Raw genomic sequence first — 13515 nt, 5'->3', positions numbered from 1 at the left:
AAACGCAGGAACTTGACCACTACGACCAATACAAACGATACCTAAAGGCGGGTCACTTCTCGGTGGAAACGCCGGGTCAGCTCTCAGTGGAAATCAACAGTCGCATCGCCAAATATGGAATTGTGTCATCCATCATGTCGTAAAGCGCCATCGTGATGGGGTTGCGCCTGACGCCGTGTGTCGCCGAAAAATAGGTTTCGAAGGTCGAAGCGATGTTGCCCGCGGATTTCGTTCGATTATTCAGGAAAACGAATTTTCTTAGGATCCAATTGCTATACCCGTGGGCGGCGATGATCCGCACGTAGCTTTCAAGCGCACCGTTATAGTCTCCCTGTTGCACGAGCTGGTTAGCAGCCGACAGCGCTTCGATGTATTCAAGAAGCTTCAAGGCCTCTTTATTAATTCGCGCAACTTGCGCATCCAGCTCGCTCTCAAGCGGCACATCTACCAGCCTTATAACGCTCGAGGATGTGACAGGGTACTTTGGGTAGTTGTCGAGATAGGGTTTTTTCTTGAACAGTGGGCTCTGCTCGATGTACTCATAGACCGCCCTGGTCTCATTCGGTTGGAGCGACCGTCTAAGATTGTTCAAAGTCTCTCGAAAGGGGCCCTCTTTCGAATTTGAAAAGAGCCCTCTGAGTAAATTGGCAGTTTGTGGACGGACTTTCAGGCGCATCGTGTTGTATTTCTTTGGAACGTAGAGAAGCAATGGAGCGTGACTCGCAATCGATGTCTAGTGCGGACTTCCATTGCATTCACCTTAAATTGCGGGTGAAGTCCACGAAGACCATCGCGGCAGACAGTGCTTGCGCCCCAACGCTCAGTTCACGAGTTGAGGAGCGCCGCTCAGGCGAAACAGGAAGCCGCTGTATGGCAGCCTCGCGATGATATGCCCGTTCTTCGCGATTGCGCCGGCGGTGACGCCCCTGCAAAACAGGCTCACTCCACCCTGCTTGCGCTGGCAGATTGCATCGGGGCTGTCGATCAGGTTCAGGCCCGGAAGGCCAGTCACCAGGACGGTTAAACCATCAGGTACCGCTCCGATCGGCTGGACCACCACGATCCTGACGCCTGCTGCCCACGCCGCTCCGACTGCGAGGATGGCAACTCCGAACACTACACAAAGGATTTTGGCTACGGTCATCAAGCACCCACTTTCGAACCGTCGAAGCGCAGGCCGCAATGCTTGCATACGTTCGCGACCATAAGGATCGTCTCCCCGCAGTCCGGGCAGGTCTTGGTGGGTCGGGCATCTGCAACCTGATTGAACGGAACGGTAGCGGGCGCCTGAAGAGAAGGCAGGCACGCGATCAGGATCAATCCAAAGATTCCCAAAATGCATCCGATCAGAAACCAACCGACGCCGGTACGACCTTTCGAAGATGCGATGATGCCGGTCACCACTCCGCAGATCAGCCATGTTATGACAATGAGCATACCGCCTACTCCCCGCAGCCGATCACGACGCCGCTATTGGTGATCGTGCATTCGTTGCCTTCGCTGTCGACCGAATGGACGCCCGTAGAATCCGACCAGCTCTTGACTGAATAGGAGTTGCCCTCGCTGTCGTCGCTTCTGATTTCCGTGCTCCCGCCCGGAAGAGTGCGCGTCGTTGAATCGACGCCGTACGAATTGCCCTCGGTATCCGACGAGCGAACGTGAAAATCGCCGTCGGCGTCCTGATAGCTCTCCGAGCATACCCTGTAGGAACCCTCGCCGACGCATTCGGCCTGGGCACAAGGTGTCATAAGGACATACGTCGCCGTCGCGGCGACAAGTATTCTTGTCCGCATCATAAGTTCCGTTTGTAAAAGTCACCCCAGCGTTGCAGAACCCCTCCGGCCACCGCATCGCAGACGCTAGATTGTTAGCGTAACAATCAACTGAAAGTCGATAGCAGTCATCGGCCCTTTTTGGGACTTTCACACCCCGCTCCGCGCGCTTCGGTCGCATCTGGGCCGCGCAGTCGCGACGTCAAACATCGACTGCGATTCCGTTCAAGACCGGCAGGCTATTTCCCGGCGCCTTCGTTCAAGAATGTCCCGATCCCACAATAAAGCCGAAGGATTCGCGCTTCAACGTCGACGTGATCGCGTGCGCCCGGTGGCAACCTTTCTTCTTGGTCTAGCCTTGAAGGCCATGATCGCGACCACCGCAATGATAAGGCCGAAGACTTTTGCGACGCTGGATCCATCCTTTTCCGGTTCGCTCCGACCCGTATCGTTAGTCCAACTGTTCATCGCAGGCTGAACAGGTGCAGCCGCCACGTCGGGTGACGGGCTCGCAGTTCCCGACGGCACAATGGCTGGAGGCGTGGCCGCCGTATCAGGTGTTGCCGTGTCGGGCGTCGGCGACACGACATCGGGGAAGAGTGAGCGGAGTGATGCTTGATCGACCACGCCGCTGGGATTCAGGCCCTTAGATCGCTGATATGCTTTCAACGCGGCGACCGACTTCGGTCCCCAGATGCCGTCCGGCGTGCCAGCGTCGAAGCCTTCTCCCGACAGAGTTTGCTGAACCTGCGGCACCGGCTTGATCTCGGCTCGGGCAGGCACGCCGAAGCACAGTCCGACGAGAGCCGTCGCCACCGCGAAAATGCATGTTCTGTCGTAGCGCAAGGTTGCACCGCTCGTCGTCAAAGTCGGGCCAGCATACACGCGCGCGCTCAACCGCCAATAGTCATCTCCAAGGGGGCGAGCCTCGGCTTGTCGAATTCGGTCTAAATGTTCAAAAAAAGTCACAAAACAACTTGGGCGGTTAATTTCCTGGTGGCAGTGTGGCCCGCATAGTTGCCAGAACCTGATTTGCCCCGTCAGAAGACACATCATGAATATTAAAGTCCAACCGGTCTTCGCGCCGTATCTCGAAGAAGCTATCGTTCGATTTTCCTACCTCTATCCCGGCGTGAAGGTCACGATCGAGGCCGACGGAGTGACCCTGGACGACGATGGCGCCGAGCTGCTGGCCGCGTTTCAGCACACCCTCTATCGACAGAAGATCTATCGCGAAACCGAAGGCACTCGCCGCCGCATGCTTGAGAGCCTGCTGTGATGGACGTCATGCCGTTGAAGTTCCGACCCGTCCCCTCCGGCCGCTTTCTCTTTTGTGACGACGCCGGCGGCTTCTTCGAGGCGCCGCAGGAATTCCTGGAGCGATATGCCGAAGGACGCCTGACCGGCGAAGACGAGCGGTTTCTTGAAAGCAACGGACATGCTTTCAACCGTCCTGGAGATCTCCGCTTTCAGTCATTCGGCTACAGATGGGCGCGACGCCTTCATATGCCGACGGAGCTCGACTACGTCATTCTCGTTCCCACCCTTCGGTGCAATCTTGCCTGCTCGTACTGCCAGGTCAGCCGCGTAAACCAAAGTACGCCGGGGCACGACTGGGACCGTCGCACGTTGCAGGCCGTCATCCACTGGCTGGACGGCCTGCCTACCGATAAGATCAAGATCGAATTCCAAGGGGGCGAACCTCTTTTGCGTCTCGACGTCCTTCAGGAAGTTCGCGGCTTCGCCCGCCAGCGGTTCAGGACGTCAGAGTTCGTCGTATGTACGAACCTGCAGGACGTGAGCGAAGGCGCCTGGGAATTCCTGTCCAGCGCCGACACCTACATTAGCACCTCGTTCGATCCGACCGTTGCCTTGCACGAACGAAATCGCACAGGCACGGAAGGCCTCACCGGCCGCTTCCTCGCGAACCTGGACAAGGCGCTCTCCCTCTGTCCAGGCCGCGTTTCGGCGCTGCCGACCTTCGATCCCGACGCGCTGCCCGATCCGGAAGCCGTCATCGCGACCTACGCCTCGCACGGACTTCAATCCTTGTTCCTCAGACCGGTCAACCATCAAGGATTTGCTCGCAAGCGGTTCCGCACCCGCGACGTCGGCGCAGAATGGAACGACTACGTCAGGCGTTTCATTCTCGCCCTTGTCGAGCATAACGCGACGTCCTCGATACCAATGGAAGAGTTCTACTTTTCCCACTGTCTTCGTCGCGTGCTGTTGAGCGGGCACGACGGACATGTCGATCTCCGAAATCCAAATCCGGTCGGATTGAGCTACGTGGTCGTCGATCACGACGGATCCTTCTACCCGACGGACGAAGCCAGGATGATGGGCCGGCTCGGACAGATCGACCTACGGATGGGCAACGTCCACGAAGGATTCGACGCCACGGTCGCTGAAGCGATAAACGCCGAGTCCTTGAACACCCTCGACGCCGACTGCGTCCACTGCCCCTACCAGGCTTTCTGCGGGGTCGATCTCATCGACGACCTTTCCAGGTACGGCCGAATTGACATGCCGCGTCATGAGACGGATTTCTGCAAAAGGCACCTTGGCATATTCGACCTCGTGTTCGAGCTGATCTATTCCGATGACGAAAAGGTCAAAAAGTCGGTGGCCTTATGGGCAGGGCTCGAAAGTCTCGAACCTGAACTTCTGCGGGTGCACTCATGATACAGCTTCGCATCCCGGTTCAGCCCTTTCCGGCGGTCGAACCTCTTGTCGTGCGCCTTCGCGAGACGGGCGATGCTCTTGGGCCGCACGACGCCGTTTTAAAGCGCGTCGACGGCGATCGCAGAGAATACGACTTCCAGGGCTTCGCTCTCGAGGTCGACGCACCTGCGCACGTCAACCTCGCCGACGACGTCATCCTGATCGCTCCTGGCCAGGAGAGCGCCCGGCGTCTCATCCGAGCCGACTCCCGCCACAATACGCTTCTGGTAACAGAACAGTGCGACCAGCTCTGCCTGATGTGCTCGCAGCCGCCGAAGAAACACCACGTCGATCTCTTCAGCGAACTGAAGATTGCGGCATCGCTGGCGCCGCCTTCCGCGTATATCGGCATTTCAGGCGGCGAGCCCCTTCTTCACAAGCGTCAACTGTTCGAGATGCTCGAAGAGTTGACCGCGGTGCGGCCTGATCTCACCTTCCACGTCCTGACGAACGGCCAGCACTTTGACGACGATGACGTCCTTGCGTTGAAGCGCATCGGCGTCGACAAAGTGCTGTGGGGGATACCGCTCTATTCCAGCGACGCCTCCCTCCACGACGCGATCGTGCAGAAGGAAGGCGCCTTCGAAAGGCTGCTCGAATCATTCAGCATCCTTTTCCGTGCAGGGTCCTCGGTGGAGCTCAGGACGGTGGTTCTCGAGCAGAACTACGCGTCGATGCCGGAGCTCGCCTCGTTCGTCGGAACCACCCTTCCCTTCGCCGAACGATGGGCGATCATGCAGTTGGAGAGCATCGGCTTCGGACGCATGAACTGGAGCCGGATATTCAAGGACACGTCGATCGACTTCGGGATGATAGCAAGCGCGATCAACATCGCGACGGCGAAGGGCGTGTCGGTCCAGCTCTACAATTTTCCACTCTGTTCGGTACCGGAAGCCTATCGCGGACGCGCGTCGGCGGCCATTTCCGACTGGAAGAACAAGTTCGAATCCTTCTGTGCCCAGTGCTCTAGCAAACCGCGCTGCGGAGGGTTTTTCGAATGGTACGATCACTCCAAAGGATTCAAGAAGCTGGGGCCGATATGAAGCGACGCGTTTTTCTCATTCCATCGCTCTTGGCCGCGGGCTTCCTGCCCGTGAAGGCCGACGCCATGCCGGCTTCGGAAGTGACGAAGAAGCCAGACCCGCAATCCGTTTTTGAAAGGCTCAAGCTGCGCCACGTGTTTTCGCTCACGGGACATCGCTCCCATTCGAGCCACAGCTCTCACAGCTCCCACAGCAGTCACAGCTCCGGCAGTGGCGGCGGATATCTTCCACGCACCAGCTATTCCGCTCCTTCTTATGATCCGGCGCCTGCTCCGCCACCGGCACCCCTGTACACGGCACCGACCTATACCTCGCCCGCTGTGCAGAATCCCGTCCCGTCGGCTCCGAGTGTTGTCGCGCCGGCGAAAGTGCTTCCGGGAAATTCCGCGAAGTTCAAGCAGATCGTCATTCTGGTTCAGTCCGGCCTGACCGCCTACGGTTACTATGCAGGCTCTCTCACTGGCGTTGTCGATGAAGATACTCGTGCCGCGCTTTCCCAGATGCAGAAGGATAACAATCTTAAAGTGACCGGAACGATTACGACGGAGGTCCTCACAGCCTTTCGTATCGAAGCCCGTTGATGGGCCAGCCCGTCACTGAACCAAGCACCCCCCTCCATGGCGGTGCCCGACCGCACGCGGGAACCGCTATCGGACCTGCGAGTTCCCTTTTCTTAGAAGGAGAACCCAAATGCCTACGAACTCTATCCCGAGCTCCGCGAAGCTTCCCCCGAAATCCTTGAACGAAGACACGCAGGACGACGAGCTTCCCGAAACCAATGTCGACGACCAGCGTGCCCCGCCCGTAAACATGGGTAACAGCCGCGAGGCCGGCGACGGCGTCACGGATGCCGATCCTGAGACCGGCAGAGCCGATCCGAAGGATCACATCCCGGCCCCGCAGACGGCGAACCGGGAGTAGCGCGATGGCCGATCGTGAAGGTTACACGAATACCGACGAACTGAAGGCAGATGACGAGATTTCGCCACGGCCTTCTCGCAGCGCGGGCGGCGATGCAACGAAACCGGCGACAACCAATGCCCACGAAGGCGATGATGACGCCCAGCGTGTCCCGCGGCCGGCGACATCCAAATAGGAGGACGACATGTCCAAGATCACAGACAGCCTGAACGACCGGCCGAAGGACTCCACCATCGCACAAAGCGGTCCCGGCCTACCGGATGATTCCAGCCAGCCGATCGAGGCAACCGAAGAGGAAGCGGATCGTATCCGCGCCAAGTTCGAGGACGACGCCCGAGCCAAGGTGAAGAGGGAAATCGACGAGCAGGTCGAGAAGCCACAGCGCGGATCGGCGTGATTGCAATGCCAGGAGCGTTTACCACGATCAGTATATTCGCTTTCGATCTCGATGACCACGGGCAGCCCGTTCAAGTCTGGGAGACGGTCGTCGACGGGGACGAGCCGGGCGCCGTGGAGGAAGCGAAGGAACTTGCCAAGCATCATGCGGGAACCCTCGTCGTCAAACGTGAGGGACTTCCGGCCGTCGGCGACGAAGGCGATCCGATTGTCGTCTTTCAGACTGGCAAGATCGGTGACTTCGACTAGCCCGCGAGCCGACGCTCCTCGCCCGAAGTCATCTTCCCCACCATCGTTGCAACGACACCCAGCCCATAGGGCTTGGGAACGAACACGGCATGGCCGGGGAGTTGGTCTGGCCGGAGGCGATGGCCGCCCGATGCAATGATGACCGGCACGTTCATGTGGGTCGCTGAAATCATCCTTGCGAGATCGAGGCCACTCAGGCCGCCAAGCATGTCAACGTCTGTGACGACGGCATCGATCTTCCGCTGTCCCAGCGCGGCTACGGCTTCAAGGACATTCGCAGCCTCGATCACGTCGTAGCTTCGTCGAAAAGCGTGTCCGCGAGCATCATCCTGATCAGGATTTCATCTTCGACAATGAGAACCGTACGCTGGTACATGGCAGTCTCCGCTCCGTGGTCGCAAGGTGAACTCGCGTATCCAGATATAGACTGCCCCTCGGAACGGAGTATTTGCCTACATGTTTAATAAAATGCGAATGATCGACCCTCCTCGTCCGATGCCTTTGCAGACTTAAAGCTGGCGGGATTGCTGCTCGGCCTGAAGCCGGGCGGCGCGCAGGTGTTCGGTCTTCGCTTCGCGGAGCCGACGTTCCTCCGCGAGGGCGTCGCGAGCTATCTGGTTGGTTCGTTCGCGGTTTTCCATCCGTTCCTGCGTCGTGAGGGAATTCCGACGCCGCGCCGAGTTCTCGGTCATGATGCTTCCTCCATATTGCGGGAGGAAAACGAACGACGAGGCGAAAGGTCTCCGTCCGCTATAGGACGGATGAGTACACTGTCGGCGCTGCTGCAGCCGCTAGCTCTTATCGGCCGACGGCCAGTCGTTTGCAGGCTCTTCGACCGCGAAGCTGTCGTCTTCCGGCGGATCCGGGTCTCGATCCACCGCGACTTTGAGGTTTCCAACCTCTTCGATGATGGCGTCGAAGACGTCGTCCTGCTTCGCTCCGGCGACGACGAAAGTGTCGACGAAGTCCTCCAGTTTGTCGCGCAGGCGCGCCCTCCAGTCGTCGGTCATGACTTCCTCCTCTTCTTGACGGGCTTATCGCTGAGTTCGATCCAAACCGGGGCATGGTCGCTGGTGTGCTCCCAGCCGCGGACATGCTTTTCTACCCCGGCTTTCGACAGCCGTTCGGCCGCCTCCGAACTCAGCAGGAAATGATCGATCCGTAGTCCGGCGTCGCGGGCGTAGGCGTTCCTGAAATAGTCCCAGAAGGTGTAGATGCGCTCGTTTGGATGCAGATGACGAAGGGCGTCCGTCCACCCCTGGTCGACCAGCTTCTTGTAAGCCTCCCGCGCCTCGATGCGGAACAGGGCGTCGTCCGTCCACCGCTCCGGCTTGTACACGTCCAGCTCTGTCGGCATGACGTTGTAGTCGCCTGCGAGGATGACAGGCACCTCCAGTTCGAGCAGCTCGGCCGCGTAGTCCTGCAGTCGCTTAAACCACCGAAGCTTATAGTCGAATTTCGGACCCGGATAGGGATTGCCGTTCGGCAGGTACAGGCCGCCGATGACGACCCCGTCGACGATCGCCTCGATATAGCGGCTGTGCTCGTCTTCCGGCTCGCCCGGCAGCCCCTTCCTAGTCAGGTGTGGTTGCTGCCCCTTGGCGAGGATCGCGACGCCGTTCCATGACTTCTGGCCCTGCCAGACCGCGCCGTAGCCTGCGGCCTCGATCGCCTTGAGCGGGAACTTCTCCTGCGGCGCCTTCAGCTCCTGGAGGCAGACGACGTCAGGCGATGCCTCGCCAAGCCAGCGCAGAAGGATTTCGAGCCGGCCGTTCACTCCGTTCACGTTGTAGGTAGCGATCTTCAAGCCTGCCCCTCTTCGAGATCGCGTTCCTCCTCGATCGCGGACAATCGGGTTTTCGCCGCGTCGAGCACTGCGGTCAGGAATTCGACGCGCGTCCATCCGACGAGATGGGCTTCCTCGACCAGGAGCTGGATGGCGTAGTCGACCGTCTGGTCGAGTTCTACTTTTCGCTCAGGGGTGTCAGGCTCGTTTGTCGGAGGGTCGATCATCAAAATCTCCGTGCCGTGGTGGTCGTGGCCGTTAACCCGCAGATGTAGCGATCGTTCCGCGCGGCGTCCGGGGCGGGGCCGACGGACGATATTGGCAACGATCTACCGTCCGGCGACGGAGTGCGGAACTCAGGGCGCAGACGGTGGTTGTGATCGAGAAGGAGATCGTGCCATGACAAAGATCACGGACGGGCCCAACGACCGCCCCAAGGACGAAACCATCGCTCAGACGGGCGGCGGCATACCAGACGATTCCAGCGCTCCGATCGACGCCTCCGACGAAGAGATCGCTCGCGTCCGCGCGAAACTTGTCGCGGACGACCGAGAGGGTGAGAAGAAAGACCTCGAGAAGAAGCTCGAACGCCCAAAGCACGGCACGGCCTGACCGAGGGACGCCCCGCATGAGCTACCTGGTCGAAATCCTTCTTCCGGTAACCGGCGACGACGGCCGTACGGTTCTTGAACGAGCCCGGAACGAACTTACGGAAGAATTCGGCGGCGTCACGATGCACCTGAATGCGCCTGCGGAAGGCCTGTGGGAGAACGATGGCGACGTAGACCGGGACAGGATCGTCGTCGTCGAGGTAATGACGGACGAGCTGGATCGGCAGTGGTGGGCTGCCTTTAGACGGGAACTGGAAGCTCGCCTCGATCAAGACGAGATCGTGATCAGGGCCGCTCAGGTAGAGCGGCTCTGAAGCGCTCCCGACAGTCAGCGATTGCCGATTTCAGCCTCGACCTTCTTGCGCGAGTTCCCGGCCGCCTTCACGGCCTTCTTGACCGTGTCTTTGGAAACGCCTTCCTTCTTCGCCTCGTATTTGACTTCGTGGTCCTGACCGCCGGCGACTTTAGCTCGGTCCTGGGCGCGGCCTCTCGATGTGGTTGCCATGATAGCCTCCTGAAAGTTTCGACCTCGAGAAAACGGGCGTCGAATCGAGAAGTTCCATGTCCTAGGGCGCGAGGCACTCCTCGCAGATGCCGCAGCCGTCGTCGTCCAGGAAGGATTGCGGTCTCCCGCAACAAAGACAGGTAAATGCGCCGTCGCGATCGACTTCGTCGTGCTCCGGCGGCAAGATTTCGATCTCGGGGGCGACTGTCAGTTCGAGGGCGTCGTGTTCCATCTCGAGTGCTCCAGGTTCGAGGACTCTTCTGAGATGGTGGGGCTTTCGACCGAAACAAGAAGGCCCTTCTCTCGCGCAGCGATTGGGGGTAAGTGGGCTGGATGTGCGACGGAACAGACCAGATGAAGACCCGATATCTATGGACGCTCGAGCAAGCCGGCCGAGAGGCCAGAAGCGGTCTCGACACTCTCGACGAGCTGGCCGTCGCCTTGTTGCGTGAAGACCTTCCGGGGGTGATGCCGGCCGACTGGATCGTGGCGACCCTCCAGATTGACGAAGACGACCGCGGCAGGGCGGAACATGTGTCGCCGTGCGGTTGGTCGCTGCGCGTCAGACGACTGCAAGACGCGGTCGATGATCATTCCTCGATCTCATAGACGGCCGCGTTGTCCTGCACGTCTCGCAGTCCCTTGTAGGACGCGTGCCTGAGCTTGCCGTCGTCGGTCCAGGCGCGGTATTCGACCTCGGCTATAAGGGTGGGCTGCGCCCAGACGACATTCTTTCGACGTCCGTGGTAAGTGATCGGCGGCTTCTTCATGACCAGCTTGTCAAGCATATCGCGCAGTTCCACGGCGTCCTTGTATTTGAATCCCGTACCGACGGAACCGACGTACTGAAGGACGTCGCCCTTGCGCGCGGCCAGCAGAAGGCTTCCGACGCCGCCGCGGGCAACAGCCGACTTCTCGTAGCCAACGATGAAGAAGCTCTCTGACTGGATGCACTTCACCTTGACCCAGTCGCCCGTACGGCCGGAACGGTACGGGCTGTCCGGGTCCTTGAAGATGACGCCTTCAAGCCCGTGTTCGCAGGCCGCGTTGAAGATCGAGACGGCGTCGCCTTCGATCTGCTCGGAGAACCGGATCGCCCCTTCCCGGCCGTCGAGCAGCTCTTCCAGCAAATGCCGGCGGCTCGACAGCTCCATCGTCTGGAGGTCGTGCCCATCGAGGTAAAGCAGGTCGAAGGCGTAGAAGACGGAACTGCCCGAGGCCAGCTTGCCTCCCCTGCCGCCCAACGACCTCTGCAATGCACCGAAGTCCGATCGTCCCTGCTCATCAAGCACGACAGCCTCGCCGTCCAAGATCGCGCTCGCGACGCCCAGCTCGCCCGCGGCGTCGGCAACGGCCGGAAAGCGCGCTGTCCAATCGTGGCCTCCTCTGGTGAGGAAGCGGACGCCGCCTGGTTCGATGTGGATCGCGCCTCGATAGCCGTCGAACTTGATCTCGGCGATATAGCGAGAGTCGGTGGGAGGCCTGGGCTTCAAGAGTGCCAAGGCCGGTTCGACGCGCAACGGCATCGGATCCAGAAGCAGATTCGGCTGGGCGGGGTCGCGACGCTTGCGCGCCCGGCCCCTGAGGGGATGGTCGTCGGCGAGAAGAGGCTGGGAACGCTTGTTCATTTCTCGAACTTTATCAGAAAAGGCTTATGGATGAATTGCCTGTGGCGGCGGGGATGCTACGATGAAGGAGTGTCGCCCGTTCCCGGACGCACCACTCTCCAACTGCCCCGCTCCGGCGGGGCCCTTCTTTTGTCATCACCCTGCCTTGCGCATCTCCGCCATGTCGTCGGGAAGCACGTGCATTCCAGCCGTGTGCGCAGCATGCACAAATGCCTCGCGAGCCGTTTCCGCGTCGACGTAGAGCTCCATCGCGTCGAGCGAAGTCGCCAGTGCTCGATGGAAGGCGGGATTGGTCTTCGCCGACTGTGGCCATCCCCCCATAAGCATTGCGGCCACGTCGTCGACGCAGAACGCCTGCCGGTACCTGCCGGCTCCGTCGATTTCTACATGAAGCGGACGGACAGGGACTTTCAGATCAGAAGTGGTCATCACGCAATACCTCTCGATGTCACAACGAATCACATGGGAGCTGATTCGTCGGCGTCGAGTCGATTTCTGCGAAAGGCACCGGGTGAGATAAATCGGACACAACCTGTACGACGTGCTAGGTTGCTTCATCGCTCGCCACTATCAAGGGCGCGAGCGCCGGGAGCCTTGGGCACTCTCGCCCCAGGAGGAGGTTCCGGCCATGGATGGCAGCGGCGCCGCAGATTTAAGCAGCAATCGTATTCTCAACATGCTTTCGAACGAAGATTTCGCATCGGTCGGCTCGTCCCTCGAAGAGATCGAGATGCCCCAGGGCTTCGTCATGGCCCGCGCCGAGGCACTGATCGACTACGTCTACTTCCCATCGTCGGGCTTCGGTTCGGTCATGGTCGTCGGCGAAAACGGTAAGCGGGCCGAAGCCGGCATGTTCGGACGCGAAGGATTCACGCCTCTTGCCGCGGCCGTCGGCGACGACCGTAGCATCTACGAGATCGTCATGCAGGCACATGGGGGAGGACATCGCGTTCCTATTGATTCCTTCTCGAAGGCTGTAAACGCCAGGCCGACGTTTGCAGCGGTCCTGGCCAAGTTCACCCACGTCTTTGCGGCACAGGTCGCCTACACCGCGCTTTCGAATGCGACAGATCACGTCGACCGGCGGCTCGCCCGCTGGATCCTGATGAGCCACGATCGGATCGACGGCGACGTCATCCGGATCACGCACGACTACATCGCAGTGATGCTGGGCGTCCGCCGTCCGGGCGTGACGACCAGCCTCCACGTGCTTGAGGGGCTTCTTCTAATCAAGTCGGAGCGCGGTGCCATCACGATCAGAGACCGACCCGGACTGGAGGCCTACGCAGGCAAGTCCTATGGCCGGCCGGAACAGGAGTACGAGCGGGTCTTCGTGTCGGGTACCCCAGAACCCCGTCTCGCGACAGGATGATCACGCTAGCCCATCAGGCGCCAGCCACTGGATCGGGTCGTCGCAGGGCGAGCGACCGCACAATGCCGATACGAGACAGCCGCTTCCATTTCGACCGCGTGACGGTTCCTTGGAACTCTGCCCCTGGCGTGGCGTTCGGTGCGGAGCGGAGAAGACGATGCACGACGACGACTACAACTGGATCAGCAGACGCGCGCACGCCATATGGCAGAGCGAAGGCTGCCCCAACGGACGCGACAGGGACCACTGGTCGCAAGTCGTAAACGACTGGCGCGACAAGCAGCATGCCCTCGCCTCAACCGCACCCACCGACGAGGTCCGGCGGGTGCTCGTGGTGGACGACGAGGCCAGTGATGATGATGGAAGAGCGAAAAGGCTATCAAAACACTGACGAACTTCAGGCCGACGACGAGATCTCCCCTCACCCATCGTTTGGCGGTAAAGGCGGCGCGACCGCTTCTCGAGATGCCGACGACATTGAGGACGACATCGAACGCATCCCTCGGCC

Annotated in this window: 27 protein-coding genes; 13 read left to right on the top strand and 14 right to left on the bottom strand. The window is 60.0% G+C overall.

Going from position 1 to position 13515, the window contains the following annotated elements; genetic code table 11:
- Positions 1-76: 76 nt before the first annotated feature.
- The 5 genes from ACQZ5H_RS30275 to ACQZ5H_RS30255 form a co-directional block, all read right to left on the bottom strand.
- Positions 77-676, bottom strand: a complete 600-nt coding sequence (locus tag ACQZ5H_RS30275) for a hypothetical protein (RefSeq protein WP_449099957.1) — start codon at positions 674-676, stop codon at positions 77-79.
- A gap of 144 nt (positions 677-820) precedes the next feature.
- Positions 821-1144, bottom strand: a complete 324-nt coding sequence (locus ACQZ5H_RS30270) for a hypothetical protein (protein WP_449099956.1) — start codon at positions 1142-1144, stop codon at positions 821-823.
- Positions 1144-1437 (bottom strand): hypothetical protein, encoded by a 294-nt coding sequence (locus ACQZ5H_RS30265; protein ID WP_449099955.1) that lies wholly within the window; start codon positions 1435-1437, stop codon positions 1144-1146. Before ACQZ5H_RS30265 ends, ACQZ5H_RS30270 begins: the two co-directional genes overlap by 1 nt.
- A 5-nt stretch (positions 1438-1442) precedes the next feature.
- Positions 1443-1748, bottom strand: coding sequence for a hypothetical protein (locus tag ACQZ5H_RS30260; RefSeq protein ID WP_449099954.1), 306 nt, complete (start codon positions 1746-1748; stop codon positions 1443-1445).
- A gap of 327 nt (positions 1749-2075) precedes the next feature.
- The gene (locus ACQZ5H_RS30255) at positions 2076-2828 is read right to left on the bottom strand and encodes a peptidoglycan-binding domain-containing protein (protein ID WP_449099953.1); all 753 of its coding nucleotides are present in this window, start codon (positions 2826-2828) and stop codon (positions 2076-2078) included.
- On the opposite strand from ACQZ5H_RS30255, the gene ACQZ5H_RS30250 reads away from it, so the two are divergent.
- The 8 genes from ACQZ5H_RS30250 (at position 2827) to ACQZ5H_RS30215 (ending at position 7105) form a co-directional block, all read left to right on the top strand.
- On the top strand, positions 2827-3051 hold the full coding sequence (locus tag ACQZ5H_RS30250; protein WP_449099952.1) for a hypothetical protein: 225 nt from the start codon (positions 2827-2829) through the stop codon (positions 3049-3051). The two genes, ACQZ5H_RS30255 and ACQZ5H_RS30250, sit on opposite strands and share 2 nt — an antisense overlap.
- Positions 3051-4457, top strand: a complete 1407-nt coding sequence (gene hxsB / locus ACQZ5H_RS30245) for a His-Xaa-Ser system radical SAM maturase HxsB (protein WP_449099959.1) — start codon at positions 3051-3053, stop codon at positions 4455-4457. The genes ACQZ5H_RS30250 and hxsB overlap by 1 nt, the downstream gene beginning before the upstream one ends.
- Positions 4454-5539: a His-Xaa-Ser system radical SAM maturase HxsC gene (gene hxsC / locus ACQZ5H_RS30240; RefSeq protein ID WP_449099951.1), complete on the top strand. Its 1086-nt coding sequence runs from the start codon at positions 4454-4456 to the stop codon at positions 5537-5539. Before hxsB ends, hxsC begins: the two co-directional genes overlap by 4 nt.
- Positions 5536-6120, top strand: coding sequence for a His-Xaa-Ser repeat protein HxsA (hxsA, locus tag ACQZ5H_RS30235; RefSeq protein ID WP_449099950.1), 585 nt, complete (start codon positions 5536-5538; stop codon positions 6118-6120). The genes hxsC and hxsA overlap by 4 nt, the downstream gene beginning before the upstream one ends.
- A 109-nt stretch (positions 6121-6229) precedes the next feature.
- The gene (locus ACQZ5H_RS30230) at positions 6230-6460 is read left to right on the top strand and encodes a hypothetical protein (RefSeq protein WP_449099949.1); all 231 of its coding nucleotides are present in this window, start codon (positions 6230-6232) and stop codon (positions 6458-6460) included.
- 4 nt (positions 6461-6464) lie between these two features.
- The gene (locus ACQZ5H_RS30225) at positions 6465-6635 is read left to right on the top strand and encodes a hypothetical protein (protein WP_449099948.1); all 171 of its coding nucleotides are present in this window, start codon (positions 6465-6467) and stop codon (positions 6633-6635) included.
- A 9-nt stretch (positions 6636-6644) separates the two neighbouring features.
- Positions 6645-6857, top strand: coding sequence for a hypothetical protein (locus ACQZ5H_RS30220; RefSeq protein ID WP_449099947.1), 213 nt, complete (start codon positions 6645-6647; stop codon positions 6855-6857).
- A 5-nt stretch (positions 6858-6862) separates the two neighbouring features.
- Complete coding sequence (locus ACQZ5H_RS30215) at positions 6863-7105, top strand: hypothetical protein (protein ID WP_449099946.1); 243 nt, start codon at positions 6863-6865, stop codon at positions 7103-7105.
- On the opposite strand, the gene ACQZ5H_RS30210 is transcribed toward ACQZ5H_RS30215, so the two are convergent.
- From ACQZ5H_RS30210 to ACQZ5H_RS30190, 5 genes are all read right to left on the bottom strand, one after another.
- Positions 7102-7395, bottom strand: a complete 294-nt coding sequence (locus ACQZ5H_RS30210) for a response regulator (RefSeq protein ID WP_449099945.1) — start codon at positions 7393-7395, stop codon at positions 7102-7104. The genes ACQZ5H_RS30215 and ACQZ5H_RS30210 overlap by 4 nt on opposite strands.
- A gap of 219 nt (positions 7396-7614) precedes the next feature.
- Positions 7615-7797 (bottom strand): hypothetical protein, encoded by a 183-nt coding sequence (locus ACQZ5H_RS30205; RefSeq protein ID WP_449099944.1) that lies wholly within the window; start codon positions 7795-7797, stop codon positions 7615-7617.
- A 99-nt stretch (positions 7798-7896) separates the two neighbouring features.
- Positions 7897-8115 (bottom strand): hypothetical protein, encoded by a 219-nt coding sequence (locus ACQZ5H_RS30200; protein WP_449099943.1) that lies wholly within the window; start codon positions 8113-8115, stop codon positions 7897-7899.
- Positions 8112-8912, bottom strand: coding sequence for an exodeoxyribonuclease III (xth, locus tag ACQZ5H_RS30195; RefSeq protein ID WP_449099942.1), 801 nt, complete (start codon positions 8910-8912; stop codon positions 8112-8114). Before xth ends, ACQZ5H_RS30200 begins: the two co-directional genes overlap by 4 nt.
- Entirely contained in the window at positions 8909-9118 is a 210-nt protein-coding gene (locus tag ACQZ5H_RS30190; protein WP_449099941.1) for a hypothetical protein, read from the bottom strand. The genes xth and ACQZ5H_RS30190 overlap by 4 nt, the downstream gene beginning before the upstream one ends.
- Positions 9119-9290: 172 nt before the next feature.
- Here ACQZ5H_RS30190 and ACQZ5H_RS30185 point away from each other — a divergent pair, with 172 nt between their 5' ends.
- Both ACQZ5H_RS30185 and ACQZ5H_RS30180 read left to right on the top strand, forming a co-directional pair.
- Positions 9291-9503, top strand: coding sequence for a hypothetical protein (locus ACQZ5H_RS30185; protein ID WP_148195024.1), 213 nt, complete (start codon positions 9291-9293; stop codon positions 9501-9503).
- Positions 9504-9519: 16 nt separating this feature from the next.
- Positions 9520-9816, top strand: coding sequence for a hypothetical protein (locus ACQZ5H_RS30180; protein ID WP_449099940.1), 297 nt, complete (start codon positions 9520-9522; stop codon positions 9814-9816).
- 14 nt (positions 9817-9830) lie between these two features.
- Here ACQZ5H_RS30180 and ACQZ5H_RS30175 read toward each other — a convergent pair whose 3' ends face one another.
- A complete protein-coding gene (locus tag ACQZ5H_RS30175) occupies positions 9831-10007 on the bottom strand; it encodes a DUF3606 domain-containing protein (RefSeq protein WP_130278529.1) in 177 nt (58 codons plus the stop codon).
- 61 nt (positions 10008-10068) lie between these two features.
- Entirely contained in the window at positions 10069-10239 is a 171-nt protein-coding gene (locus tag ACQZ5H_RS30170; RefSeq protein WP_449099939.1) for a hypothetical protein, read from the bottom strand.
- Positions 10240-10361: 122 nt separating this feature from the next.
- Between ACQZ5H_RS30170 and ACQZ5H_RS30165 the strand changes: the two genes are divergently transcribed.
- Positions 10362-10616: a hypothetical protein gene (locus tag ACQZ5H_RS30165; RefSeq protein ID WP_449099938.1), complete on the top strand. Its 255-nt coding sequence runs from the start codon at positions 10362-10364 to the stop codon at positions 10614-10616.
- On the opposite strand, the gene ligD is transcribed toward ACQZ5H_RS30165, so the two are convergent.
- The gene (gene ligD, locus ACQZ5H_RS30160; RefSeq protein ID WP_449099937.1) at positions 10598-11635 is read right to left on the bottom strand and encodes a non-homologous end-joining DNA ligase; all 1038 of its coding nucleotides are present in this window, start codon (positions 11633-11635) and stop codon (positions 10598-10600) included. The two genes, ACQZ5H_RS30165 and ligD, sit on opposite strands and share 19 nt — an antisense overlap.
- A 135-nt stretch (positions 11636-11770) precedes the next feature.
- Positions 11771-12064, bottom strand: coding sequence for a DUF982 domain-containing protein (locus ACQZ5H_RS30155; RefSeq protein ID WP_449099936.1), 294 nt, complete (start codon positions 12062-12064; stop codon positions 11771-11773).
- 199 nt (positions 12065-12263) lie between these two features.
- Here ACQZ5H_RS30155 and ACQZ5H_RS30150 point away from each other — a divergent pair, with 199 nt between their 5' ends.
- Positions 12264-13007 carry a Crp/Fnr family transcriptional regulator gene (locus ACQZ5H_RS30150; protein ID WP_449099935.1) on the top strand — a complete coding sequence of 248 codons (744 nt, stop codon included), beginning with the start codon at positions 12264-12266 and terminating at the stop codon, positions 13005-13007.
- A 157-nt stretch (positions 13008-13164) separates the two neighbouring features.
- Positions 13165-13398 carry a DUF2934 domain-containing protein gene (locus tag ACQZ5H_RS30145; protein WP_449099934.1) on the top strand — a complete coding sequence of 78 codons (234 nt, stop codon included), beginning with the start codon at positions 13165-13167 and terminating at the stop codon, positions 13396-13398.
- Positions 13399-13515 lie beyond the last annotated feature (117 nt).

The sequence above is a fragment of the Rhizobium sp. 21-4511-3d genome (assembly GCF_053522545.1).
This window is presented reverse-complemented; position numbering and strand designations above follow the sequence as displayed.

Bases quoted from the DNA above. Each gene is read 5' to 3' on its own strand.
- ACQZ5H_RS30275 (WP_449099957.1), bottom strand. From the start codon at position 676: ATGCGCCTGAAAGTCCGTCCACAAACTGCCAATTTACTCAGAGGGCTC.
- ACQZ5H_RS30270 (WP_449099956.1), bottom strand. From the start codon at position 1,144: ATGACCGTAGCCAAAATCCTTTGTGTAGTGTTCGGAGTTGCCATCCTC.
- ACQZ5H_RS30265 (WP_449099955.1), bottom strand. From the start codon at position 1,437: ATGCTCATTGTCATAACATGGCTGATCTGCGGAGTGGTGACCGGCATC.
- ACQZ5H_RS30260 (WP_449099954.1), bottom strand. From the start codon at position 1,748: ATGACACCTTGTGCCCAGGCCGAATGCGTCGGCGAGGGTTCCTACAGG.
- ACQZ5H_RS30250 (WP_449099952.1), top strand. From the start codon at position 2,827: ATGAATATTAAAGTCCAACCGGTCTTCGCGCCGTATCTCGAAGAAGCT.
- ACQZ5H_RS30255 (WP_449099953.1), bottom strand. From the start codon at position 2,828: ATGATGTGTCTTCTGACGGGGCAAATCAGGTTCTGGCAACTATGCGGG.
- hxsB (WP_449099959.1), top strand. From the start codon at position 3,051: ATGGACGTCATGCCGTTGAAGTTCCGACCCGTCCCCTCCGGCCGCTTT.
- hxsC (WP_449099951.1), top strand. From the start codon at position 4,454: ATGATACAGCTTCGCATCCCGGTTCAGCCCTTTCCGGCGGTCGAACCT.
- hxsA (WP_449099950.1), top strand. From the start codon at position 5,536: ATGAAGCGACGCGTTTTTCTCATTCCATCGCTCTTGGCCGCGGGCTTC.
- ACQZ5H_RS30230 (WP_449099949.1), top strand. From the start codon at position 6,230: ATGCCTACGAACTCTATCCCGAGCTCCGCGAAGCTTCCCCCGAAATCC.
- ACQZ5H_RS30225 (WP_449099948.1), top strand. From the start codon at position 6,465: ATGGCCGATCGTGAAGGTTACACGAATACCGACGAACTGAAGGCAGAT.
- ACQZ5H_RS30220 (WP_449099947.1), top strand. From the start codon at position 6,645: ATGTCCAAGATCACAGACAGCCTGAACGACCGGCCGAAGGACTCCACC.
- ACQZ5H_RS30215 (WP_449099946.1), top strand. From the start codon at position 6,863: ATGCCAGGAGCGTTTACCACGATCAGTATATTCGCTTTCGATCTCGAT.
- ACQZ5H_RS30205 (WP_449099944.1), bottom strand. From the start codon at position 7,797: ATGACCGAGAACTCGGCGCGGCGTCGGAATTCCCTCACGACGCAGGAA.
- ACQZ5H_RS30200 (WP_449099943.1), bottom strand. From the start codon at position 8,115: ATGACCGACGACTGGAGGGCGCGCCTGCGCGACAAACTGGAGGACTTC.
- ACQZ5H_RS30190 (WP_449099941.1), bottom strand. From the start codon at position 9,118: ATGATCGACCCTCCGACAAACGAGCCTGACACCCCTGAGCGAAAAGTA.
- ACQZ5H_RS30185 (WP_148195024.1), top strand. From the start codon at position 9,291: ATGACAAAGATCACGGACGGGCCCAACGACCGCCCCAAGGACGAAACC.
- ACQZ5H_RS30180 (WP_449099940.1), top strand. From the start codon at position 9,520: ATGAGCTACCTGGTCGAAATCCTTCTTCCGGTAACCGGCGACGACGGC.
- ACQZ5H_RS30175 (WP_130278529.1), bottom strand. From the start codon at position 10,007: ATGGCAACCACATCGAGAGGCCGCGCCCAGGACCGAGCTAAAGTCGCC.
- ACQZ5H_RS30170 (WP_449099939.1), bottom strand. From the start codon at position 10,239: ATGGAACACGACGCCCTCGAACTGACAGTCGCCCCCGAGATCGAAATC.
- ACQZ5H_RS30165 (WP_449099938.1), top strand. From the start codon at position 10,362: ATGAAGACCCGATATCTATGGACGCTCGAGCAAGCCGGCCGAGAGGCC.
- ligD (WP_449099937.1), bottom strand. From the start codon at position 11,635: ATGAACAAGCGTTCCCAGCCTCTTCTCGCCGACGACCATCCCCTCAGG.
- ACQZ5H_RS30155 (WP_449099936.1), bottom strand. From the start codon at position 12,064: ATGACCACTTCTGATCTGAAAGTCCCTGTCCGTCCGCTTCATGTAGAA.
- ACQZ5H_RS30150 (WP_449099935.1), top strand. From the start codon at position 12,264: ATGGATGGCAGCGGCGCCGCAGATTTAAGCAGCAATCGTATTCTCAAC.
- ACQZ5H_RS30145 (WP_449099934.1), top strand. From the start codon at position 13,165: ATGCACGACGACGACTACAACTGGATCAGCAGACGCGCGCACGCCATA.